Below are 21,565 nucleotides of genomic sequence, written 5' to 3'. Positions count from 1 at the left end.
CGCATCACACTCAAGGAGGGCGCATGTCCGAGCATCAGCAGCACGTCGGTCGCCGGGACCCCCGGATCAGCGACGAGGCCATCGAGCGGGGCCGCCGCGCCCACGAGCTCGACCGCGCGCACGTGTTCCACTCGTGGAGCGCGCAGCGCGACCTGAATCCCATGACCATCCTCGACGCCGAGGGGTCGTGGGTGTGGGACGGCGAGGGTCGGCCCATGGTCGACTTCAGCGGGCAGCTCGTCTTCACGAACGTCGGCCACCGCCACCCGAAGATCGTGGCCGCGATCCGCGAGCAGGCCGAGACGCTGGCCACCGTGGCCCCGCAGCACGTCAACGACGCCCGGTCCGAGGCGGCCCGGCTGATCACGGAGCGGCTGCCGGAGTCCATCAACCACGTGTTCTTCACGAACGCGGGCGCGGAGGCCAACGAGCACGCGGTGCGGATGGCGCGCCTGCACACGGGCCGGCACAAGGTGCTCTCCGCGTACCTCTCGTACCACGGCGCCACGCGCCTGACGGCGAACCTGACCGGCTCCCTGCGGCGCGTGGGCTCGGACTCGGCCTCCGACGGCGTCGTGCACTTCCAGCCCGCGTACACGTACCGCTCCGCTTTCGGCTCGGAGAGCGACGAGCAGGAGGCCGAGCGCGCGCTGGCCCACCTGCGCGACGTGATCGAGCTCGAGGGCCCCTCCACCGTGGCCGCCGTGGTCCTCGAGGCCGTCCCCGGCACCGCGGGCATCTTCCTGCCGCCGCCGGGCTACATGGCCGGCGTCGGGGAGCTGTGCCGCGAGCACGGGATCCTGCTGATCATCGACGAGGTCATGGTCGGCTTCGGCCGCGTGGGCGAGTGGTTCGGCCATCAGCTCACGGGCGTCACCCCGGACATCGTCACGTTCGCCAAGGGGGTCAACTCCGGGTACGTGCCGCTGGGCGGCGTCGCCATGAGCGACGACGTCTACGAGAGCTTCGCGACCACGCCCTACCCCGGCGGCCTGACCTACTCGGGCCACCCCCTCGCGTGCGCGGCCGCCGTCGCCGCGATCACCGCGATGGAGGAGGAGGGCATGGTCGCCCACGCGAAGCGGATCGGCGGTCAGATCATCGGGCCGCGCCTGGCCGAGATCGCCGCGGCCCATCCGAGCGTGGGCGATGTGCGCGGCGCCGGCGCGTTCTGGGCCGTCGAGCTGGTGAAGGACCGGCAGACCCGGGAGCGGCTGGCCCCGCTCGGTCAGGTCGCGCCCGTGATGGGGCGGATGATGGCCGAGGCCAAGGACCGGGGGCTGCTGCTGTTCATGGCCGAGAACCGGTTCCACCTGTGCCCGCCGCTGAACATCTCGGACGAGGACCTGCGCTTCGGCCTCGACGTGCTCGACCAGGTCCTCACCCTCGCCGACGAGGAGGTCGCGGCCGGCTGACGGGCACTGCCCCCAGCCCCGCCTCGCCCCGCCCCCGCCCCGCGCAGCCCAGCCCAGCCCAGCGCTTTCGAACGTGAAATGGGGGTTCTCAGCGCTTTCGGTCGTGAGATTGGCCCTATCTCACGACCGAAAGGGCGCGGCGGGTCGGGGTCGGGGGTCAGCCGAGTCGCCCGGCCTCCGAGGCCTCGAACTGCTCCTCGTCCTCGGGCACCGGCTCGGTGCCGCGGGCGCGGGCGATCGCCGTCATGAGGTGGTACACCACCAGGGCGGCGACCGTGCCGAGCGTGATGCCGCCGAAGACGAGCCCGCCCACCACGAGCTGGGGGTCGGCGATCGCGATGATCAGGCCCGCACCCGCCGTCATGAGGTTCACGGTGTTGGAGAAGTCCACGCGGTTCTGCACCCAGATGCGCACGCCCATCATGCCGATCATCCCGTAGAGGATGATGCCCGCGCCGCCGGCCACCCCGGCCGGGATGGTGGCGACGGCGGCCCCGAACTTCGGCAGGAACGCGAGGGCGATCGCGGTGAGGCCGGCCACCCAATACGCCGCGGTCGAGTAGACGCGCGAGCTGGCCATCACGCCGATGTTCTCCGCATACGTGGTGGTGCCGACGCCGCCGCCCGCGCCGGAGAGCATGGTGGACAGGCCGTCCGCGATGAGGGCACGGCCGGTGAGCGGGTCCAGGTCGCGCTTGGTCATCAGCCCGACGGTCCTGACATGGCCGATGTTCTCCGCGACCAGCACGAGCACCACGGGCAGGAACAGGGGCAGCAGGTCCCAGCGCAGCTCCGGGCCGTGGAAGGGCGGCAGCCCGATCCAGGCGGCCTCCCCGACGGCGGCGAAGTCCACCTGGCCCTGCGCGAGGGCCAGCAGGTAGCCCACCACGATGCCCACGAGGATGGACAGGCGGCCCAGGAGTCCCCGGAACGCCACCGCCGTGAGCACCACCGCCAGGGCCGTGCCGAACGTGGTGACGGGCACCTCCTGCATGGCCGTCGTCGTGGCGCCGGCGAGGTTGAGGCCGATCAGGGCCACGATCGTGCCCATCACCGCCGGCGGCATGAGCGCGTGGATCCAGCCGGTGCCGGCGCGGTGCACGATCGCGCCGATCACCGTGAGCAGCAGGCCCGTCACGAGGATGCCGCCGAGCGCGGCCCCCGTGCCGCCGATCGTGGCGGCGGCCGTCAGCGGTGCGATGAACGCGAACGAGCTGCCCAGGTACGAGGGCAGGCGGTTGCCCGTGATGACCAGGAAGAGCAGGGTGCCGAGGCCGGAGAAGAGCAGCGCCGTCGTCGCGGGCATGCCGGTCAGGGCGGGCACGAGCACGGTGGCGCCGAACATGGCCATCACGTGCTGCACGCCGATGCCCACGGTCCGCGGCCAGCTCAGCCGCTCGTCCGGGGCGACGACGGTGCCCGGGGTGATGGTGCGGCCGTCGCCGTGGAGGCGCCAGCCGGGGCCGCGTGAGGGCCGGGTGGGGGTGGGGGACATGGCCGCCTGCCGAGGGGTCGGGGATGGGGGTGTCGGGCGTTTCTCGGGGGCCTGGAAGCCTGCGCACAGCCCCGGTTCCGCGCCGGTGATTAGGGTACCGTGGGGCGCGTGGCTCAGTACTGTGGTGTGATCGGAGAGGCGCTCGTCGACGTCGTGGTCTCGGACACCGCGACCCCCCGCGTGCACGTCGGTGGCAGCCCCCTGAACGTGGCCGTGGGCCTGAGCCGGCTGGAGCGGCCCGTCCTGTTCGCCGGCCGCCTCGGCCGCGATGCGCACGGGGACATGATCGCCTCGCACCTGCGGGAGAACGGCGTGCGCTGCCTGCTCGGGCCGGATGCCGCAGCCACCTCCGTGGCCACCGCCCGCCTGGACCCCACGGGTGCCGCCAGCTATGAGTTCGAGCTGGACTGGACGCTGCCGCCCGCCGCCGCGCTCGCCCGGGACTTCGACGACGCCGCCGGCGGCCCCCTGCACCACATGCATGCCGGTTCCATCGCCACCATGCTCGCCCCCGGCGACGCCGAGGTGATGGCCCTGCTCGAGCGGATCTCCGCGGTCACGACCATCAGCTACGACCCCAACGTGCGGCCCACGATCGTGCCGGACCGGGCGTTCGCCCGCGCCCGCGCGGAGGAGTCCGTGCGGCTGGCGGACGTGGTGCACGCCTCGGACGAGGACATCGCGTGGCTGTACCCGGACCGCCCGCTGCGCGAGTCGCTGCAGGCGTGGCAGCAGATGGGCCCGGCGTTCGTGGTGATGACCCGCGGCGCCGAGGACATCGTGGCCGTCACCGCGCACGGCGTGGTGGAGCGCCCGATCGTGCCCGTGGACGTCGCGGACACCGTGGGCGCCGGTGACTCGTTCACCGCCGCCCTGCTCGCCGCCCTCGACGACCGCTCCCTGCTGGGCGCCGCGAACCGCGGCCGCCTGCACGCGATGGACCCGGCCGACGTCGAGTCGGTGCTGATCTACGCCTCCCGCGCGTCGGCGATCACGGCCTCCCGCCCGGGCGCGGACCCGCCCACGCGGGCCGAGTTGGCGGACTGATCCCACGCTCGCCCGTCCCCGCACGAATCTGTTGCGCATCTGACCCTTCCGGCGGGCGGGGACGCTCCCAGAAGGGTCGGAGACGCAGAAGATCCCGGCCGCCTCAGAGCAGGCCCAGCCCTCGCACGGCGTCGCGCTCGGCCTCCAGCTCGGCGACGGTCGCGGCCAGCCGCCCGCCCTCACCCGGCAGCACGGACTCGTCCGGCTCCAGCCCCGGCACGATCCGCCACGCGGTGCCGCCGTCGGAGGTCACGGGGAACGAGCTGATCAGCCCCTCCGGCACCCCGTAGGAGCCGTCCGAGACCACCGCGGCCGACGTCCGGCGCGGCGCACCGTCCGCGTCCACACCGGTGCCGAGGGTCCAGTCGCGCAGGTGATCGATCGCCGCGGACGCCGCCGACGCCGCCGAGCTCGCCCCGCGCACCTCGATGATCTCCGCGCCCCGCTTCGCCACGCGCGGCACGAACTCCTCGCCCGCCCACACCGGGTCCACCACCTCGAGCGCCGGCTGCCACGTCCCGTCCACCCGCACGCGGGCATGGGTGAGGTCCGGGAACTGGGTCGCGGAGTGGTTGCCCCAGATCGTCACGCCGGCCACGTCCGTCACCGCGACGCCGGCCCGCGCCGCCAGCTGCGCCACGGCCCGGTTGTGGTCCAGCCGGGTCAGCGCCGTGAAGCGCTCGGCCGGCACGTCCGGGGCGTGCGCGGCGGCGATCAGCGCGTTGGTGTTGGCCGGGTTCCCGACGACGACGACCCGCACGTCCTGCGCCGCGTGGTCGTTGATCGCCCGGCCCTGAGGCCCGAAGATCCCGCCGTTCGCCTCGAGCAGGTCGCCGCGCTCCATGCCCTTCGTGCGCGGCCGCGCGCCGACGAGCAGCGCGTGCTGGACCCCGTCGAAGGCGCGGGCCGGGTCGTCCGTGACCTCCACGTCGGCCAGCAGCGGGAAGGCCGCGTCGGCGAGCTCCATGGCGGTGCCCTCCGCGGCGCCCAGGGCGGCCGGGATCTCGAGCAGGCGCAGCCGGACCGGGGTGTCCGGGCCGAGCATCCCGCCGGCGGCGATGCGGAAGAGCAGCGCGTAGCCGATGTTGCCGGCGGCGCCGGTGACGGTGACCGTGCGGGGCGTCGTCGACGCGGGGTCCGGGGCGGTGTCCTGTGCGGTGGTCTGCTGTGCGGTGTCCACGCCCCCATCGTGCCCCCGCTCGCCCGCGGAGGACACCCCGGCCCGCCGCACGGCCCCGGCCTAGACTGAGCGCATGCCCGCCCTGCCCCTGCCCTCGCGCCGTCCGCGGATGATCGCGACGGACCTGGACGGCACCATCATCGGGTACCGGCACACGCGGTCGGGGCGCCTGAGCCCGCGCACCATCGCGGCGCTGCGGGACGCCCACGACGCCGGCGTCGAGGTGGTGTTCGTGACCGGCCGTCCCCTCCGCTGGCTCGGCCCGCTGAGCGCGCAGCTCGGCCCCGTCGGCCCGGTGATCTGCTCCAACGGCGCCGTCCTCGTGGACACCGCCACGGACGACGTCCTGATCGCCCACCCCATGCCCGTCGAGGCCGTGTGGACAGCCACGGACCGGCTGCGCGCCCTGGACCGCACCGTGTCCTTCGGCGCCGAGACCCTCGAGGGCTTCTTCTGGGAGCACGCGTTCTCCGAGCGCGCCGAGTTCCGGGCCGAGGTCCACGCGGCGGCCACGCTCGAGGCCGCGCTGCCGGGTCGGCTGGGCGTGGTGAAGCTGCTGGCCCGCTCGGACACCCTGGCCCCGGACGCCTTCCTCGCCGCGGCCCGCGCCGAGCTGGACGAGCTCGTGAGTGCCACGCACTCCGCGCCCGGCATCGCGCTCGTGGAGATGTCCGCCCCGGGCGTGCACAAGGCCGCGACCCTCGCCGAGTTCGCCGCGAGCCGGGGGGTCGCGCCGGTCGACGTCGTCGCGTTCGGGGACATGCCCAACGACCTGGAGATGCTCCAGTGGGCTGGTCTCGGCCTGGCCGTGGCCTCGGGCCATCCGTCGCTGCTGGCCGCGGCGGACGGCGTGGTCGGGGCGTGCGACGACGACGGGGTGGCCGCCACCGTCGAACGCCTGCTGGAGCTGCCCACGGACTGAGCCGCGGGCCACCCCCGGCGGGTCAGAGGAACTCGTACGGGTCGAACGCCTCGACGTCGATCACGCGCAGGCGCGGCAGGGACGAGTCGAACGCGCCCACCGCGTGCTCCAGGTCGAAGAACTCGACCCCGGGGATGCGGCGCAGCTCGTGGGAGAGGAACTCCTCGAAGCCCATGATCCCGGTGCGTCGGCCCGGCGTGGCCGCGAGGTCGGTGAGCTGGGGGGCGAAGTCGGCGTCGTGGCTGACGAGGACGACGTCGTCCTCCCGGCCCAGCAGCGCCTCCGCGGTGCGCTGGATGCCGATGTCCACGACCTTGCCCTCGCCCCGCAGCATGATCGGCTGGAAGCCGAGGGCGGTGAGCGCCTGGACGAACGGGATGGGGATCTCACCGTCGATGGCGAGGAAGAACAGGCCCTTGACCGGCTGGTCCCAGCGGTCCTCGAGGTAGCCGAGCAGGCGCTTCCAGCGTGGCCGCTCGTCGGGCTGGGGGCGCCGCTGCAGGATGGACGTGCCGAGGGTGGCGTCGATGTTCTCGCCGTCGATCAGCAGGTAGGTGGTTCGCTCGCTCACGCTCTCGAGGCTACCCGCTGGGGTGGACGTCGGTCAGCGCGCGCGGTCGAACGGGGCCGTCAGCAGGCGGACGACGCCCTCCAGCGGCCCCGCGCGGAACGGGCCGATACGCACGACGGCCCGCCACAGCAGCGGCAGCAGCAGCGCGCCGGCCACCAGCACGGCCAGGTTGAACCACGTGTCGTCCGTGCCCGTGGCGCTGCGCCACGGCCCGGGTCCGAGCCCCCGCACCCAGCCGAGGTACCACAGGTGCGCCACGTACACGGACAGCGTCATCGCGCCGGGCACGGCCAGCAGCCCGGCCCACCGCGGCGCCAGGGCCGCGCACCCGCCGAGCACGATCAGCACGAGGCCCGTGTCCAGCAGGGCCTCCGCCGGGGTCGCCGTGTAGGGCACGGGGGCGGCGCCGGTCCGTGTCCGGGACAGGGCGAGCACGACGCCGGCCAGCGCGATCCCCCCGGCCGCCCAGGCGAGTCCCGTGAGCCGTGCGCTCCGGGCCGGGGCCGCCGTCGTCGTGCCGTGGACGGTGGCGACCAGCACCGCCCCCAGCAGCGCCCACGCGAGGAACAGGGGGAGGCGGTACGGGCCGTCCGTGAGGAACGCGGAGACCCACGGGGTCAGCGTCGCGCGGCTCAGCCCGAGCGCCTGCGCGGCGGGGACGAGCCGGTCGACGACGTCGGCCGTCGGTGTGGCGGCGAGCAGGAGGCCGCCTCCGCCGGCCAGGACGGCGAGCACGAGGTGCGCGGCGAGGGGGAGGGCGGCCAGCAGTGCCATGAGCACCGTGAGCACAGCCAGGTGCGCCAGCACGTTCACGACGGCCGCCCCGAAGAGCCCGGTCAGCCACGCCGCCCCGCACAGGGCGGCCGCCCGCACAAGCGCGCGGGGCACGGCCCGGCCACGGCCCAGCCACTCCGCCTCGAGGCGCGCGCCCACGCCCACGAGCGCCGCGAACAGGGGCGCGGTGAGGTGCTCGGAGAGGTGGAGCACCCCACCCGGGCCGCCGGCGGGCGCCGTGTGGGCGACCATCATCGCGACCAGGGCCAGGCCGCGCGCGACGTCCACCCAGACCAGGCGGCCCCGGGCGGTGTGGGTGGCGGCGGGAGCGTGGGAGGAGGGGGCGGGCACGGCGACCTCCGAGGTGGGGGACTCAGTCCAGGACGCGGGTGAGGTCGGCGTCCTCGTAGCGGACCGGCTTCGAGCCGGTGACGAGCTTGTGGCCGAGCCACAGCGCGAGGAACAGGGGCAGGCCGATGTACGCGCTGGCCACGGCCACGAGGTCCACGTCGCCCATGAACGCCTGGTAGTTCTGGCCGAGGATCACGACGGCGCACATGACCAGCGCGACGATCGGGCCCAGGGGGAACAGGAAGGCGCGGTAGGGCAGGTCCTTCGGGTCGTGGCCCTGCGCGACGTAGGCCCGCCGGAACCGGTAGTGGCTCCAGGCGATGCCCATCCACACGATGAACCCGGCCAGGCCCGAGGCGGAGACGAGCCACACGTAGGCGGCGCCGTCCCCGATGAACGTGGTCAGGAAGCACGCCGCGCCCACCGCGGTGGTGGCGTAGAGGGCGTTCATGGGCACGCCGCGCCGGTTCACCTTCGCCAGGAAGCGCGGGGCCTTGCCGGAGTCGGCCAGGGCCCAGAGCATGCGGGTGGAGGCGTACAGGCCCGAGTTGCCCGCGGAGAGGATGGCCGTGAGGATCACGGCGTTCATCACGGAGGCGGCGGCGAGCACGCCCGCGTTCTCGAAGACGAGCGTGAACGGGGAGATCGAGATGTCCTCGACGTCGCTGCCCAGCAGGTGGGGGCTGGTGTAGGGGATGAGGAAGCCGACGACGGTGATCGCGCCGACGTAGAAGAGCAGGATGCGCACGAACACGGTGCGGATCGCCTTGGGCACGTTCTTCTCCGGGTCCTCGGCCTCGCCCGCGGCCACGCCGACCAGCTCGGTGCCCTGGAAGGAGAAGCCGGCCACCATGAAGATCGCCAGGATGCCGGCGCCGCCGCCCACGAAGGGGGCCTCGCCGTCCGTCCAGTTGTGGAAGCCGGGGGAGGAGCCGCCGAGGATGCCGACGATCATCAGGACGCCGAGCACCAGGAAGATCACCACCGTGGCGACCTTGATGAGCGAGAACCAGAACTCGCTCTCGCCGTAGGCGCGCGTGGAGAGGGCGTTGAGGCCGAAGAGCAGCGCGAGGAAGATCGCGGACCAGATCCACGAGGGCACGTCCGGGAGCCAGTACCGCATGATCAGGGCCGCCGCGACGAGCTCGGCGGCCACCGTGATCGCCCAGTTGTACCAGTAGTTCCAGCCGATGGCGAAGCCGAACGAGGGGCTCACGAAGCGGGTCGAGTACTCCTCGAACGCGCCGGAGACCGGCAGGTACGTGGACATCTCGCCGAGCGACTGCATCAGCAGGAACACCATGAAGCCGATGGCCACATAGGCCACGAGGGCGCCACCGGGGCCGGCGGTCGCGATGGTGTTGCCCGAGGCCACGAACAGGCCCGTGCCGATGGCGCCGCCCATCGCGATCATCGTCAGGTGCCGGGACTTGAGGGTGCGTTGCAGGGAGCCGCCCTCATGGGTGGCGTGGGCGGCGGAGGCGCGCGGCGTCGACGGGGACGTCCGGGGTGCGCTGGTGTCCACGGTGGCCTTTCGGTGGAGGAGCGGTCGGACGCGCGTCGAAGGCCGCGGCGTCCCACCCTGCTGCACGGTGGTAGAAGGGTATCCCGGCCGGGCGCGTCCGTCAGACGGCGGGGACGAGTTCGGCGCGCAGCGCCGCCGTGAACGCGTCCACGTCCTCCTCGGTCGTGTCGAAGCCGCACACCCAGCGCACCTCGCGGCGCGCCGCGTCCCAGTCGTAGAACCGGAAGCGGGCGCGCAGCCGGTCGGCCACGCCCTCGGGCAGGACGGCGAACACGGCGTTGGCGTCCGTGGCCTGCGTGAACTCGACGCCGGCCAGCGAGCCGTCGGCGACCCCCGCCTCGATGCCGGCGCGCAGCCGGGCGGCCATGGCGTTGGCGTGGCGGGCGGAGCGCAGGTACAGGTCGCCGTCGAACAGGGCGAGCAGCTGCGCCGAGATGAAGCGCATCTTCGAGGCCAGCTGCATCTGGTTCTTGCGCAGGTACACGAGGCCGTCCGCGGCGTCCGGGTCGAGCACGACGACGGCCTCGGCCAGCAGCGCCCCGTTCTTGGTGCCGCCGAGGGAGAGCACGTCCACGCCGACGTCGGTGGTGAAGGCGCGCAGCGGCAGGCCCAGGGAGGCCGCGGCATTGGCGATGCGGGCGCCGTCCATGTAGACGCGCATCCCGTGCTCGTGGGCGTAGTCCGTGATGGCCTTGACCTCGTCCGGGGTGTAGACCGTGCCGAGCTCGGTGGACTGGGTGAGGTAGACGACCAGGGGCTGGGCGCGGTGCTCGTCACCCCAGCCCCAGGCCTCGGCGGCGATCAGCTCGGGGGTGAGCTTGCCGTCGTCGGTGGCCACGGGCAGCAGCTTGATGCCGGCGGACTTCTCGGGCGCGCCGCCCTCGTCCACGTGGATGTGCGCGGTGTCCGCGCAGATCACCGCGCCCCAGCGGGGCAGCATGGCCTGGAGCCCGACGACGTTCGCCCCGGTGCCGTTGAACATCGGCCACACGGTGGCGTCCTCGCCGAAGTGCTGGGCCACGACCTCCTGGAGGCGGGCCGTGTACACGTCCTCGCCGTAGGCGACCTGGTGGCCCCCGTTGGCCTCGGCGATCGCCGCGAGCACCTCCGGGTGGACGCCGGAGTAGTTGTCCGAGGCGAAGCCCCGCTCCTGCGGATCGTGGATCCTCTGCATGTCAGTCCGTTCCCTTCTCCTGGAGCGTGAGGACGGCGTCGTTCAGCGCGCCCGCCTCAGCCTCCCACAGTCGCGTGTACTCCTCGGCCAGCCGTGCCTCGAGCCCGGCGAGGGAGGTCACGCGGAACACGACGGCCGCCGAGCGCAGCGGGGTCCCCGCGTCCCGGGCGGCCTTGGCCCAGCCCTGCGCCACCGCGCGGGTCCATGCCTCGCTCGCCGCCTTCACCGCGGCGTAGTTCGCACCGCCGGCGAGCGGCCGGGTCACCGCCGTGGACGAGACGATCGCGAGGCGACCGGCGGACGAGGCCCGCAGGTCGTCGTCGAGGGCCCGGCTCACGTGCCGCAGCGCCGTGAACGAGGCCTCGAGGGCGCGGTAGTCCTCCTCGGTCTGGCCGGCGAGGCCCCCGCCGCCGCGCCAGCCGCCCACCAGGTGGAGCAGGCCGTCGATCCGGGTGCCGCGGGCGTGCAGGTCCTCGACGAGGCCGCGGACGGCGGTCTCGTCCGTGAGGTCCAGGGCCGCGGTCTCGGCGCCGAGTTCGGCGAGGGGGGCGAGCTTCGCGGCGTCGCGCCCGGTCGCGACGACGTGCGCGCCGGCGTCGAGGAGGGTGCGGGCGGCGGCCCGGCCCGAGGCGCTCGTGGCGCCCGCGATCAGGACGGCGCGGTCGGTCAGGGCGGCCACGGGTCAGGCGTCCGTGCCGCGGATCCCGGCGGTGGACTCGATGACGCCGCGCATCTTCTTCTCGAGGGCCTCGAAGAACATGGACAGCGGGAACTCGTCGTCGAGCACGAGGTCGGTGTAGCCCTTGGGTGGGCCGGCGAGCACCTCGCGCGGCAGGCCCTGCGCCCACACGGAGGCCGGGTGCGGGGTGACCACGGAGGCGACGAGCTCGTAGGCCTGGAGCCAGTGCACGGTCTTGGGGCGGTCGATGGACTCCCAGTAGAGCGTGTCGATGGCGTCGCCCAGCTCGACGACGGCGTCGGCGAGCCGGTCCCAGTCCACGCTGAGCTCGACGTCGCGCCACTGGATCACGTCCTTGCGGTGCAGCCAGGCGAAGAGCAGCTGGCCGCCGAGGCCGTCGTAGTTGCGGACGCGGGAGCCGGTGAGGGCGAAGCGGAAGACCCGGTCGAAGAGGACGGCGTGCTGCACGAGCCCGGCGTGGCGGCGGGTCTGCTCCTCGAGCGCGGTGAGCTGCTCGCCGGCGGCGGCGCGCGCCGTGAGGCGGCGCTCGATCGCCACGCACTCGCGGAAGGCGGTCATGTCGCAGCGCATCTCCTCGAGCGTGTAGAGGAAGAAGGGCATGCGCTGCTTGATCATGAACGGGTCGAAGGGCAGGTCGCCGCGCATGTGCGTGCGGTCGTGGATGAGGTCCCACATCACGAAGGTGCCCTCGGCGAGCTCCTGGCTGGAGAGCAGTTCGGCGAGCTCGGCCGGGAGCTCGAGCTGGGTGACCTCGGCGGCGGCGGTGACGACCCGACGGAAGCGGGCGGCCTCGCGGTCCTGGAAGATGGCGCCCCACGTGAAGGTGGGGATCTCGCGCATGGCCACGGTCTCGGGGAAGAGCACCGCCGAGTTCGTGTCGTAGCCGGGGGTGAAGTCGATCAGGCGCAGGGAGACGAAGAGGCGGTTGCCATAGTCGCCGGCCTCGAGCTCGGCGATGAACTCGGGCCAGATGGTCTCGACGATCAGGGCCTCCACGTGCCGGTCGGGGGAGCCGTTCTGCGTGTACATCGGGAAGACCATGAGGTGCCGGACGCCGTCGACGCGGTGCTCCTGCGGCTGGAAGGCGACGAGGGAGTCCAGGAAGTCGGGTTCGGCGAAGCCGCCGTCAGCCCAGCGCGCGAAGTCGCGGGGCAGGGCGGCGAGGTAGGCGGCGTCGTGCGGGAAGAGCGGGGCGAGCTCCTCGACGGCGGCGACGATGGTCTCCACGTGCTCGCGCGCGGCGGCGTGGTCCGCCGGGTCCGGGATGGAGCCGTCCTTGACCTGCAGAGGCTGCAGGGCGGTGGCGGCGGCCTTGAGGCGGAGCCAGGCCGGGTGGGTCTCGACGGTGCGCGCGTCGGCCGGGGCCTCCGAGGCAACGCCGTCGGTCCGGGCGGGCTGCAGAGTGGTGGACATGGAACCTTCCTGAGGTCGAATCGCCGGAAAATATCCGGTGATGCGGATCACTTGCCGGAAGGGTTCCATGAGGGCATGGGGCTGTCAACCCGGCGGCCGGGGCCGGCTGATAGCGTGCGGCGCATGGACGACCCTGTCGACGGGCGGCTTGCGGCCGCCGTCTCCCATGACCCGCGCGCCACGCTCGCCCAGCTCTCCGAGCGGGTCGGCCTCTCGACCTCCGCCGTGCAGGCGCGCCTGCGCCGGCTCGAGAGCACGGGCGTCATCACGGGCTACCGTGCGCTGCTCGACCCCGAGGCCGTGGGCAGGCCGCTCTCCGCGTTCATCGAGATCAGCCCGCTGGACCCGCGCCAGCCCGACGACGCCCCCGAGCTCCTCGAGTCCATCGCGGCGATCGAGGCGTGCCACTCCGTGGCCGGCGACGCCGCGTACATGCTCTTCGTGCGCGTGGGCTCACCGCGCGAGCTCGAGGCCCTCGTGACGGAGATCCGACAGACGGCGTCGGTGTCCACCCGGACCATCGTGGTGCTGCAGACCTTCTACGAGCACCGTCCCATGCTGGAGCTCCCGGTCGAGGACTGAGGGCGGGCGCTTCGGCCCCTCCGGTCACGCGAGAGGTCGGAATGAGGGCGGATCTGACGCTCATTCCGACCTCTCGCGTTCCCGGCTGCGGCAGTGAGTACCCCACCGCCCGTCCCGCTACGGTGATCCCGTGCGTCCGACCTCGCCCCGTCCCGCCCCCGCCTACCTCACCGACTCCGTCCCCGCCCGTCGCGGCCACCCGCTGGGGTTCGCCCACCGGGGCGCCGCCGTCGACCGGGAGAACTCCCTGGCCGCGTTCGTGGACGCCCACGCCGCCGGATTCACCTACCTCGAGCTGGACGTGCGCACCACGGCGGACGGCGAGCTCGTCGTGTTCCACGACGAGACCCTGGACCGCGTCAGCACGGGCCGCGGCCGGCTGCGCGACCACACGTGGGAGCGGCTGGCGGACGTCACGGTCGGCGGGGAGCCGCTGCTGCGCTTCACCGAACTGCTCACGGCGCTCCCCGAGGCGCGCCTCAACGTGGACCTCAAGGACCGCGCGTCGGCCCCGGCCCTGGCCCGCATCCTCGCCGAGCACGGCGCGTGGGACCGCGTGCTCGTCGCCTCGTTCCACGACTCGCGGCGCCGCCTCTTCCGGCGCGCCCTCGCCCGCCTCGGCCACCCCGAGCGGGCGTACGGGCCGGAGCGGGTGGCGACGTCGGGCGGGGCGGCCGCCATCGCGGCGCTCGTGACGCTGGGCCCGCTGGGACTGACCCGCTGGCTGCGCCGGTGCGCCCTCGACGTCGACTGCGTGCAGGTGCCCGTCCGGCACGGCCGCGTGCCCGTGGCCACCGCCGACTTCGTGCGGCGGTGCCACGCGGCGGGCCTGCCGGTGCACGTGTGGGTCGTGGACGAGCCCGCGGAGATCGAGCGCCTGCTCGACCTCGGCGTCGACGGCGTCATGACCGACCGCGCCGACGTCCTCGCTGAGGTCTACGCCCGACGCGGCTTCTGGCCGCAGCGCTGATCCCCGCCCCCTCAGAGCATCTTCGGCAGCAGCGCCCGCTTCATCCGCCCGTACGGCGGGTACGCGGTCTTGAGCGTGTCCACCTGGTCCGACTTCGTGATGGACGGGCGCAGGTGGGAGAACGTCTCGAACCCGTGGATGCCGTGGTACGCGCCCATCCCGGACGCGCCGATCCCGCCGAACGGCAGCGTCGCGATGCCGGCGTGCAGCAGGCCGACGTCGTAGCCGAGGCCGCCGGCCTGCACCTGGTCGTCGAACGCGCGGTGGTAGCTCGGCCGGTCCGTGAAGAGGTAGGCGGCCAGCGGGTGCGGGCGCTCCGCGATGAAGTCCAGGGCGTCCTGGAAGGTGTCCACGGTCAGCACGGGCAGGATCGGGCCGAACAGCTCCTCCTGCATGAGCGCGCCGTCGGGCCGCACGCCCGTCACCACGGTCGGCGCCATGTACCGTCCTGCCACATCCACGTCGCCGCCGACGAGCAGCTCGGCGCCGGCGTCGAGGTCCGTCTGGAGCATCTCCCGCAGCCGCTCCGCGTGCTCGGCGGAGATGAGCCGGCCGTAGTCCTTCGACGCGCGGGGGTCGTCGCCGTAGAACTCGCGCAGGGTTGCGGGGAGCTCGGCGGTCACCTGGCGCAGCGCGGCCTCGCCGACGGCCAGCACGTAGTCCGGGGCCACGCACGTCTGGCCCGCGTTGGTGAACTTCGCCCACGCGATGCGGCGGGCCATCGCTCCCGTGTTCCGCGACGGCGTCACCACCGCCGGCGACTTGCCGCCCAGCTCGAGCGTCACGGGGGAGAGGGTCTTCGCCGCCGCCTCGTAGACGATCCGGCCCACGCGCTCCCCGCCGGTGTAGAGGATGTGGTCCCACGGCTCCGCCAGCAGCGCGGTGTTGCACTCCTTGCCGCCCGCCACCACGGAGACCAGCGCGGAGTCCAGGTACTGCGGCACCAGCTCCCGCAGCGCCGCCGCCGTGGCCGGGGCCTTCTCCGACGGGCTGAGCACCACCGTGTTGCCGGCCGCCAGCGCACCCACGACCGGGGCGAGCGCGAGCTGCACCGGGTAGTTCCACGCGCCGATGACCAGCACGAGACCCTTGGGCCGCGGCCTGACCTCCGCGCTCGCGGGCCGCAGGGCCAGCGGCAGCTTCACGGGCCGCGGCTCCATCCAGTCGGTCAGGTGCAGCAGCGCGTGGTCCACCTCGGAGCGCACCGAGACGATCTCCGTGATCAGCGCCTCGGTGGCCGGCTTGCCCAGGTCCGTGCCGAGCGCCGCGACGAACCGGTCCGCGTGCTCGGTCAGCATCCGCTTCAGGCCCTTGAGCTGGCGCACCCGCACCGCGCGCGGGTGGGCGGCGCGGGAGCGGGCGGCGGCGCGCAGCCGCTCGACGGCGGCCCGCGGCTCCTCGGGTCGGGGCCCGGCCGGCGCGATCGGCAGGGCCTCGGTGGGCAACGGCTCGCGGACCGGATCGTCGGCGGGGGAGTCGGGGGAGTCGGTGGTCAGGCCGGGGGGCTGCGTGCTCATGCCGGCCACGCTACCGAGCGGCCCTGTGCGGCGGCAGGGCGGGGCGCCGTCGTCGTCCTCCGGCCGCTGGTGCCGCCCCGACGGGCGCCACGGCGTTTTCGTTCGGGAAACGGCGCACGCGCCCCGCTGTTTCCCGAACGAAAGCGGTGCGACACGCCGCCGTTTCCCGAACGAAAGCGGACGGGGGGAGGGGAGATGGGGCGGGGGTCAGCCGATGACCGCGTCCACCAGCCGCTGCGCCTCCGCCTGCACCTGCGTCAGGTGCTCGGGGCCGCGGAAGGACTCCGCGTAGATCTTGTAGACGTCCTCGGTGCCGGAGGGCCGCGCCGCGAACCACGCGTGCTGCGTCACCACCTTGAGCCCGCCGATCGGGGCGTCGTTGCCCGGGGCGTTGGTCAGCGTCGCGAGGATGGTCTCGCCGGCCAGCTCGGTCACGGGGACGTCGTCGGGGGAGAGGGTCTTCAGCTTCGCCTTCTGCTCGGCGGTCGCGGGGGCGTCGATGCGCGCGTACGCCGGGTCGCCGTGCAGGGCCACGAGGTCGCGGTACCGCTCGGACGGGGACTGGCCCGTCACGGCGATGATCTCCGCAGCCAGCAGGCACAGCAGCAGCCCATCCTTGTCCGTGGACCACGGGCTGCCGTCGAACTGCACGAAGGACGCGCCCGCGGACTCCTCGCCGCCGAACACACCGGTGCCCGTCAGCAGGCCCGGCACGAACCACTTGAAGCCCACCGGCACCTCCACGAGCTCGCGGCCCAGGTCCCCGGCCACGCGGTCGATCATCGAGGAGCTCACCAGGGTCTTGCCCACGCCCGCGCTCTGGGGCCACCGCTCGCGGTGGCGATACAGGTAGTCGATGGCCACGGCGAGGTAGTGGTTCGGGTTCATCAGCCCGCCGTCGGGGGTGACGATCCCGTGCCGGTCCGCGTCGGCGTCGTTGCCGGTGGCGACGTCGAAGGGCGCCTGCCCGTCCGCGTCCGGGGTCATCCGCTCGATCAGCGAGGCCATCGCGTTCGGCGACGAGCAGTCCATGCGGATCTTGCCGTCCCAGTCCAGGGTCATGAACCCGAACCGCGGGTCCACCTCCGGGTTCACCACGGTCAGATCCAGCCCGTGGCGGTCGGCGATCTCGCCCCAGTACGCCACGGACGCCCCGCCCATGGGGTCGGCGCCGATGCGCACGCCCGCCTCGCGGATCGCCTCCACGTCGATCACCTGCGGCAGATCGGACACGTACCGGTCCAGGAAGTCGAAGCTGCCCAGCTTCGCGTGGCCGGCGACGTCGGCGTCCGCCACCCGGTGCACGCCCGCCAGCCCGCCGGCGAGCAGCTCGTTGGCGCGGTCGGCGATCCACGTGGTCGCCTCGGTGTCCGCGGGGCCGCCGTGGGGCGGGTTGTACTTGAAGCCGCCGTCCGCGGGCGGGTTGTGCGAGGGGGTGATCACGAGGCCGTCCACGAGGCCGGCGTTGTCCCCGTCCACCGCGAAGCCCGACGGCGACAGCTCGCGCCCGGCGTTCAGGTGCAGGATCGCGTGGGACACGGCGGGGGTGGGCGTGTAGCCGCCGCGGGAGTCGACGAGCACCTCGACGTCGTTGCCGAGCAGCACCTCGACGGCGGTGTCCTGCGCGGGCCCGGACAGGGCGTGCGTGTCCTTGCCGACGAGGACCGGCCCCGTGATCCCGTGGTGCGCGCGGTACTCGACCACGGCCTGCGTGATGGCGGCGATGTGGTCGTCGTTGAACGAGGTCGTGAACGCGGAGCCGCGGTGGCCGGAGGTGCCGAACACGACCTTCTGCGTCGGGTCCGTCACGTCCGGGTGACCGGTGCGGTACGCCTCCAGGAGGGCGTCGACGTCGATGAGGTCCTGCGGCAGGGCGGGGGTGCCGGGACGCTCGGCGGCGGGCAGGGCGGCGGTGTTCTCGGTCATGTGCCTCACCTTGGCACGGGCGGGCGGACGGGGGAAGACGCGCGGCCCAGCGGGACGACGCCGGCGGTCACTCCCGGCAGCCGGAGCACAGCCCCCAGTAGTAGACCTCGGCCTCGTCGACCGCGAAGCCGTGGTCCTCGGGGGCGTCGAGGCACGGGGCGGAGCCGGTGCGGCACGGCACGTCCACGACCGTGCCGCAGCCGCGGCACACGAGGTGGTGGTGGTTGTCGCCCGTGCAGATCTCGTAGCGGGCCGGGGAGCCGGCGGGCTGCAGGGAGCGCACGAGCCCGGCCTCGGTGAGCGCGTGGAGGCAGTCGTAGACGGCCTGGTGCGAGGTGCCGGGCAGGGCCCGACGCACGGCGGTCAGCACGGTGGACGCGTCCGCGTGGGGGTGGTCGGCGAGGGCGGTCAGCACCGCCAGGCGGGGCCGGGTCACGCGCAGGCCGACGCCGCGCAGCAGCGTGCGCTCGTCCTCATCCCGCGTCGTGGTCTCCATGCCAGTCGATCCCATCCGGTTCTCTGGAACATGTCAAGAAAGAGCGGGCTGCTTCGCCCCCGGCGCACCGGCCATTCCCCGCCGTGCCCGTGCTGACTACGGTGAATCCTCGACCCCGGGGCGCACCGGCCCGGGCGCCGTCGACGAGGAGGTCCCCACCCATGGCCCAGCCCGAGCCCGTCCGTCTCGTCCCGGGTGGAGCCGTGGACCGCCCGGCCGAGCAGGCCCTCCTCGCGGCCGCCGCGGCCTGCGGCGGCGACGTCGACGCGATGGTCGGGCTGCTCCGTGCGGCGTCCGGTGCCGCGTCCGGCGAAGACGCCGCCCCGCTCGACCTGCCGCTGACCGGCGCGGGGCGCACCCGGGAGCAGTGGGAGCTGCTCGCCTCCGTCGCCGCGCAGGACCTCTCGGCCGCCCGCGTGCTCGAGCCCCATCTGGACGCGCTCTCGATCCTGTCCCAGGCCGGCGTCCCCGCCCCGGCCGGGCTGCTCGGCGTCTACGCCTCCGAGTCCGGCGGCCGCACCCCGGCCCTCCGCCCCGCCCCGGACGGCCCCGACACCGCCTGGCTGCTCGACGGCGAGAAGCCGTGGTGCTCGCTCGCGGACCGGTGCGCGGCCGCCGTCGTGACCGGCCGGGAGGCGGACGGCACCCGCCGCGCCGTGCTCGTGGACCTGTCCCACCCCGGCGTGGCCGAGACCGACTCGGCCTGGCCCGCGCTCGGCCTCGCCCCGATCCGCACGGTGGGCCTGGCCTTCGACGCCGTCCCCGGCAGTGCCGTCGGCGGCGCCGAGTGGTACCTGCGCCGGCCCGGCTTCGCGTGGGGCGGCATCGGCGTGGCGGCGGTGTGGTTCGGCGGCGCCGTCGGCATCGCCCGCACCCTGCGGAACGCCACCGCCGCCCGCGCGGCCGCCGAGGCCGAGGGCCGCGGACCGGGCCCGGACCAGATCGGCCAGGCGGCGCTCGGCCGCGTCGACCGGCTGCTCCATGCGATGGCCGCCCTGCTCGCCCGTGCCGCCGACGACGTGGACGCCGGCCGCCTGGACCACGGCCGCGGCATGGTCGAGGCCGACCGGATCCGCGGCACCGTGGCGCAGCTGTGCACCGAGGTGATGGACGTCGTCGGGCAGGCCACCGGCCCCGGCCCGCTCACCGGCAGCGCCGCGCACGCCCGCGCCGTCGCCGACCTGCAGGTCTACCTGCGCCAGCACCACGGACACCGCGACGACGCCCGGCTGGGCGCCGCGCTCCTGACCGGCGAGACCGACGGCGGCTGGACGTGGTGAGCTTCTCCCACACCGACGACGGCACGTCCGAGGCGGCCTGGGCCGAGGGCGGCGTCGGCGAGCTGCCGGAGCTGCGCCTGCCCGTCTGGGACGCGCAGACGCTGCTGCTCCTGGCCGTGGCGCACCCGGACGACGAGACCCTCGCCGCCACCGGCCTGATCCGCTCCGCCCTGCGCGGCGGGGCACGCGTGCACGTGCTGGTCGCCACCGCCGGCGAGGCCTCCCACCCGCACTCGCCCACGCACACGCCCGAGGACCTGGTCCGGCTGCGCCGGGACGAGATGGAGCACGCCCTCGACGCCCTCGCCGCCGGCCTGCCCGCCTCCGCGGGCCCCGGCTCCCCGGCGCGGGACCGGCTGACCTGGGCATCCCTGGCCCTGCCCGACTCCGGCGTGGCCGAGCACGAGGACGCCGTGCGCGACGCCGTCGCCGCGGCCCTCGACGCCCACCCCGGCCCCGCCGTGCTCGCCTCCCACGACCCCGGCGACGGCCACGCGGACCACGAGGCCGTCGGCCGCGCCGTCGGCGCGGTCGCGGGCGAGTGCGACCTGCCGCTCTACGCCTTCCCCATCTGGTTCTGGCACTGGGCCGACCCGGCCGACCTGCCCGCCCGCCGCTACCGACGGCTGCCGCTCACCGACGACGACCGGGCCGCCCGCCGTGCCGCCCTCGACGCGCACGCCTCCCAGGTCCGGCCCCTCTCCGACGCGCCCGGCGACGAGGCGATCCTCGGCCCCGTCGTGCTCGCCCACCACGAGCGCCCGTTCGAGGCCCACCGCGTCTCCGGCCCCGACGACGCCGACGCCAACCGGGCCGCCGCCGTCTTCGACCGGCTCTATCGGGCCCAGGAGGACCCGTGGCGCTACCTCAGCTCGTCGTACGAGGCCCGCAAACGGGCGCTCACCCTCGCCGCCCTGCCCCGGCCCCGCTACGGGACCGTGGTGGAGGCGGGCGCGTCCATCGGCGTGCTCACCGCGGACGTGGCCGCGCGCGCGGACCGCGTGGTCGGCCTCGAGGCGTCCTCCACCGCCGTCGAGCGCGCCGCCGCCCGGCTGGCCGGCGCGCCGCACGCCGAGGTGCGCCGAGCCGTGCTGCCCGCGGACTGGCCGGCCGACGTCGCCGGCGCGGACCTCGTGATCGCCTCCGAGATCGGCTACTTCCTGCAGCCCGAGGAGCTCGACGCGCTGATCGACGACGCCGACGCCGCGCTCGCCCCCGGCGGCGAGCTGCTGCTGTGCCACTGGCGCCACCCCATCGAGGGCTGGCCGCTGGACGGGGACGCCGTGCACGCGCGCGTCGCAGCCGACCCGCGCTGGCGGCTGCGCACCGAGCTTGTGGAGGACGACTTCCGGATCAGCCTCCACGTGCGGGCCGCCGCCGCGACCCATGCCGTCGTCGTGGTGCCCGCCAAGGACGAACAGGAGCGGCTGCCGGCCGCGCTCGCGGCCCTCACCGCCGCCCTGGACCGCTGGGAGGAGCACCACGCGCAGGGCACGGCCGCGGTCGTGGTCGCCGCGGACCGCTGCGAGGACGCCACGGTGGCCGCCGCCCTCGAGGCCCGCGCCGCCGACCCGCGCATCCACGTCCTCGAACTGGGGGAGCCGACCGCCGGGCAGGCCGGCGTCGGGCGGGCCCGCCTCGAGGGCGCCTGCCGGGCCCGCGCGCTGTTCCCCGACGTGCCGGCCGAGCGCCTCTGGCTCGCCTCCACCGACGCGGACAGCCGCGTCCCCGCCGACTGGCTGCTGGCGCAGACCGTGGCCGCCGGCCGCGACGAGGTGCTCGTGCTGGGCACGGTGGACGTGCACCAGGGGCCGCTGCGGCAGGCCTGGCTCCGCGGCTACCGGCACGAGGAGGGGCACCCGCACGTGCACGGGGCCAACCTGGGACTGCCGTGGTCGCTGTACGAGGCCGTGGGCGGGTTCCCGCCGGTGGCCGAGCACGAGGACGTCGGCCTGGCCGAGGCCGTGCGGGCCCTGGCGGGGGAGCGCGACGGCGGTGACGGCCGCCGGGTGCGCGTGATCGCCACCGACACCACCCGCGTGCTCACCTCGTCCCGCCTGGAGGGGCGGACCCCCGGCGGGTTCTCCGGGTACCTCAAGGCGGTGGGCCGGCCCGGGTGAGGCCGGCCGGGGAGCAGGGGCGCGGGGCCGGGCCGGGTCCGGGGGGGCACCGCCTAGGGCATGTCTGACAATCGTTTTGACCATGCGATCACAGCATTCAGGACCAC

The 21,565-nt window shown here is 74.4% G+C and carries 18 protein-coding genes; 7 read left to right on the top strand and 11 right to left on the bottom strand.

From position 1 onward, the window contains the following. The first annotated feature begins 23 nt into the window (after positions 1-23). Positions 24-1,415 (top strand): aspartate aminotransferase family protein, encoded by a 1,392-nt coding sequence (locus NR073_RS06765; protein ID WP_002858218.1) that lies wholly within the window; start codon positions 24-26, stop codon positions 1,413-1,415. 157 nt (positions 1,416-1,572) lie between these two features. On the opposite strand, the gene NR073_RS06760 is transcribed toward NR073_RS06765, so the two are convergent. Beyond that, positions 1,573-2,910, bottom strand: a complete 1,338-nt coding sequence (locus NR073_RS06760) for a uracil-xanthine permease family protein (RefSeq protein ID WP_002858219.1) — start codon at positions 2,908-2,910, stop codon at positions 1,573-1,575. 126 nt (positions 2,911-3,036) lie between these two features. Between NR073_RS06760 and NR073_RS06755 the strand changes: the two genes are divergently transcribed. Further along, complete coding sequence (locus tag NR073_RS06755) at positions 3,037-3,957, top strand: carbohydrate kinase (protein ID WP_036335284.1); 921 nt, start codon at positions 3,037-3,039, stop codon at positions 3,955-3,957. Between the two features lie 103 nt (positions 3,958-4,060). On the opposite strand, the gene NR073_RS06750 is transcribed toward NR073_RS06755, so the two are convergent. Beyond that, complete coding sequence (locus NR073_RS06750; RefSeq protein ID WP_256748686.1) at positions 4,061-5,137, bottom strand: malate dehydrogenase; 1,077 nt, start codon at positions 5,135-5,137, stop codon at positions 4,061-4,063. A gap of 73 nt (positions 5,138-5,210) precedes the next feature. On the opposite strand from NR073_RS06750, the gene NR073_RS06745 reads away from it, so the two are divergent. Then, positions 5,211-6,059: an HAD family hydrolase gene (locus tag NR073_RS06745; RefSeq protein WP_036316534.1), complete on the top strand. Its 849-nt coding sequence runs from the start codon at positions 5,211-5,213 to the stop codon at positions 6,057-6,059. A 22-nt stretch (positions 6,060-6,081) separates the two neighbouring features. Here the strand turns inward: NR073_RS06745 and NR073_RS06740 are convergent, their stop codons facing one another. The 6 genes from NR073_RS06740 to NR073_RS06715 all read right to left on the bottom strand — a co-directional run bounded on the left by NR073_RS06740 (position 6,082) and on the right by NR073_RS06715 (position 12,567). After that, complete coding sequence (locus NR073_RS06740) at positions 6,082-6,630, bottom strand: NYN domain-containing protein (RefSeq protein ID WP_002858225.1); 549 nt, start codon at positions 6,628-6,630, stop codon at positions 6,082-6,084. Positions 6,631-6,663: 33 nt separating this feature from the next. Further along, a complete protein-coding gene (locus NR073_RS06735; RefSeq protein WP_061867209.1) occupies positions 6,664-7,755 on the bottom strand; it encodes a hypothetical protein in 1,092 nt (363 codons plus the stop codon). A 22-nt stretch (positions 7,756-7,777) separates the two neighbouring features. Continuing rightward, positions 7,778-9,280: an amino acid permease gene (locus NR073_RS06730; RefSeq protein ID WP_061867210.1), complete on the bottom strand. Its 1,503-nt coding sequence runs from the start codon at positions 9,278-9,280 to the stop codon at positions 7,778-7,780. Between the two features lie 100 nt (positions 9,281-9,380). Continuing rightward, positions 9,381-10,454 carry a low specificity L-threonine aldolase gene (locus tag NR073_RS06725; RefSeq protein ID WP_061873126.1) on the bottom strand — a complete coding sequence of 358 codons (1,074 nt, stop codon included), beginning with the start codon at positions 10,452-10,454 and terminating at the stop codon, positions 9,381-9,383. Position 10,455: 1 nt separating this feature from the next. After that, the gene (locus NR073_RS06720) at positions 10,456-11,133 is read right to left on the bottom strand and encodes an SDR family oxidoreductase (RefSeq protein ID WP_061867212.1); all 678 of its coding nucleotides are present in this window, start codon (positions 11,131-11,133) and stop codon (positions 10,456-10,458) included. 3 nt (positions 11,134-11,136) lie between these two features. Next, positions 11,137-12,567 (bottom strand): DUF6421 family protein, encoded by a 1,431-nt coding sequence (locus tag NR073_RS06715; protein ID WP_061867213.1) that lies wholly within the window; start codon positions 12,565-12,567, stop codon positions 11,137-11,139. Between the two features lie 123 nt (positions 12,568-12,690). On the opposite strand from NR073_RS06715, the gene NR073_RS06710 reads away from it, so the two are divergent. Together NR073_RS06710 and NR073_RS06705 are read left to right on the top strand one after the other, a co-directional pair. Continuing rightward, positions 12,691-13,149 carry an Lrp/AsnC family transcriptional regulator gene (locus NR073_RS06710; RefSeq protein ID WP_061867214.1) on the top strand — a complete coding sequence of 153 codons (459 nt, stop codon included), beginning with the start codon at positions 12,691-12,693 and terminating at the stop codon, positions 13,147-13,149. Between the two features lie 130 nt (positions 13,150-13,279). Further along, positions 13,280-14,119 (top strand): glycerophosphodiester phosphodiesterase, encoded by an 840-nt coding sequence (locus NR073_RS06705; protein WP_061867215.1) that lies wholly within the window; start codon positions 13,280-13,282, stop codon positions 14,117-14,119. An 11-nt stretch (positions 14,120-14,130) separates the two neighbouring features. On the opposite strand, the gene NR073_RS06700 is transcribed toward NR073_RS06705, so the two are convergent. From NR073_RS06700 to NR073_RS06690, 3 genes are all read right to left on the bottom strand, one after another. Continuing rightward, positions 14,131-15,636, bottom strand: a complete 1,506-nt coding sequence (locus tag NR073_RS06700; RefSeq protein ID WP_061867219.1) for an aldehyde dehydrogenase family protein — start codon at positions 15,634-15,636, stop codon at positions 14,131-14,133. A 207-nt stretch (positions 15,637-15,843) separates the two neighbouring features. Next, positions 15,844-17,562 carry a phosphoglucomutase (alpha-D-glucose-1,6-bisphosphate-dependent) gene (gene pgm / locus NR073_RS06695; RefSeq protein ID WP_044659857.1) on the bottom strand — a complete coding sequence of 573 codons (1,719 nt, stop codon included), beginning with the start codon at positions 17,560-17,562 and terminating at the stop codon, positions 15,844-15,846. Positions 17,563-17,629: 67 nt separating this feature from the next. Continuing rightward, a complete protein-coding gene (locus NR073_RS06690) occupies positions 17,630-18,058 on the bottom strand; it encodes a Fur family transcriptional regulator (protein WP_041103504.1) in 429 nt (142 codons plus the stop codon). 161 nt (positions 18,059-18,219) lie between these two features. Here NR073_RS06690 and NR073_RS06685 point away from each other — a divergent pair, with 161 nt between their 5' ends. Together NR073_RS06685 and NR073_RS06680 are read left to right on the top strand one after the other, a co-directional pair. Beyond that, positions 18,220-19,338, top strand: coding sequence for an acyl-CoA hydrolase (locus NR073_RS06685; RefSeq protein ID WP_044659858.1), 1,119 nt, complete (start codon positions 18,220-18,222; stop codon positions 19,336-19,338). Then, positions 19,335-21,458: a bifunctional PIG-L family deacetylase/class I SAM-dependent methyltransferase gene (locus NR073_RS06680; RefSeq protein ID WP_044659861.1), complete on the top strand. Its 2,124-nt coding sequence runs from the start codon at positions 19,335-19,337 to the stop codon at positions 21,456-21,458. The genes NR073_RS06685 and NR073_RS06680 overlap by 4 nt, the downstream gene beginning before the upstream one ends. Positions 21,459-21,565: the final 107 nt, after the last annotated feature.

It is taken from the genome of Micrococcus sp. Mcc28, from assembly GCF_024519775.1.
Taxonomy (GTDB): domain Bacteria; phylum Actinomycetota; class Actinomycetes; order Actinomycetales; family Micrococcaceae; genus Micrococcus; species Micrococcus luteus.
This window is presented reverse-complemented; position numbering and strand designations above follow the sequence as displayed.

Coding starts and splice junctions, on each gene's coding strand:
- NR073_RS06765 (WP_002858218.1), top strand. CDS start 24: ATGTCCGAGCATCAGCAGCACGTCGGTCGCCGGGACCCCCGGATCAGC.
- NR073_RS06760 (WP_002858219.1), bottom strand. CDS start 2,910: ATGTCCCCCACCCCCACCCGGCCCTCACGCGGCCCCGGCTGGCGCCTC.
- NR073_RS06745 (WP_036316534.1), top strand. CDS start 5,211: ATGCCCGCCCTGCCCCTGCCCTCGCGCCGTCCGCGGATGATCGCGACG.
- NR073_RS06725 (WP_061873126.1), bottom strand. CDS start 10,454: ATGCAGAGGATCCACGATCCGCAGGAGCGGGGCTTCGCCTCGGACAAC.
- NR073_RS06715 (WP_061867213.1), bottom strand. CDS start 12,567: ATGTCCACCACTCTGCAGCCCGCCCGGACCGACGGCGTTGCCTCGGAG.
- NR073_RS06710 (WP_061867214.1), top strand. CDS start 12,691: ATGGACGACCCTGTCGACGGGCGGCTTGCGGCCGCCGTCTCCCATGAC.
- NR073_RS06700 (WP_061867219.1), bottom strand. CDS start 15,636: ATGAGCACGCAGCCCCCCGGCCTGACCACCGACTCCCCCGACTCCCCC.
- pgm (WP_044659857.1), bottom strand. CDS start 17,562: ATGACCGAGAACACCGCCGCCCTGCCCGCCGCCGAGCGTCCCGGCACC.
- NR073_RS06690 (WP_041103504.1), bottom strand. CDS start 18,058: ATGGAGACCACGACGCGGGATGAGGACGAGCGCACGCTGCTGCGCGGC.
- NR073_RS06685 (WP_044659858.1), top strand. CDS start 18,220: ATGGCCCAGCCCGAGCCCGTCCGTCTCGTCCCGGGTGGAGCCGTGGAC.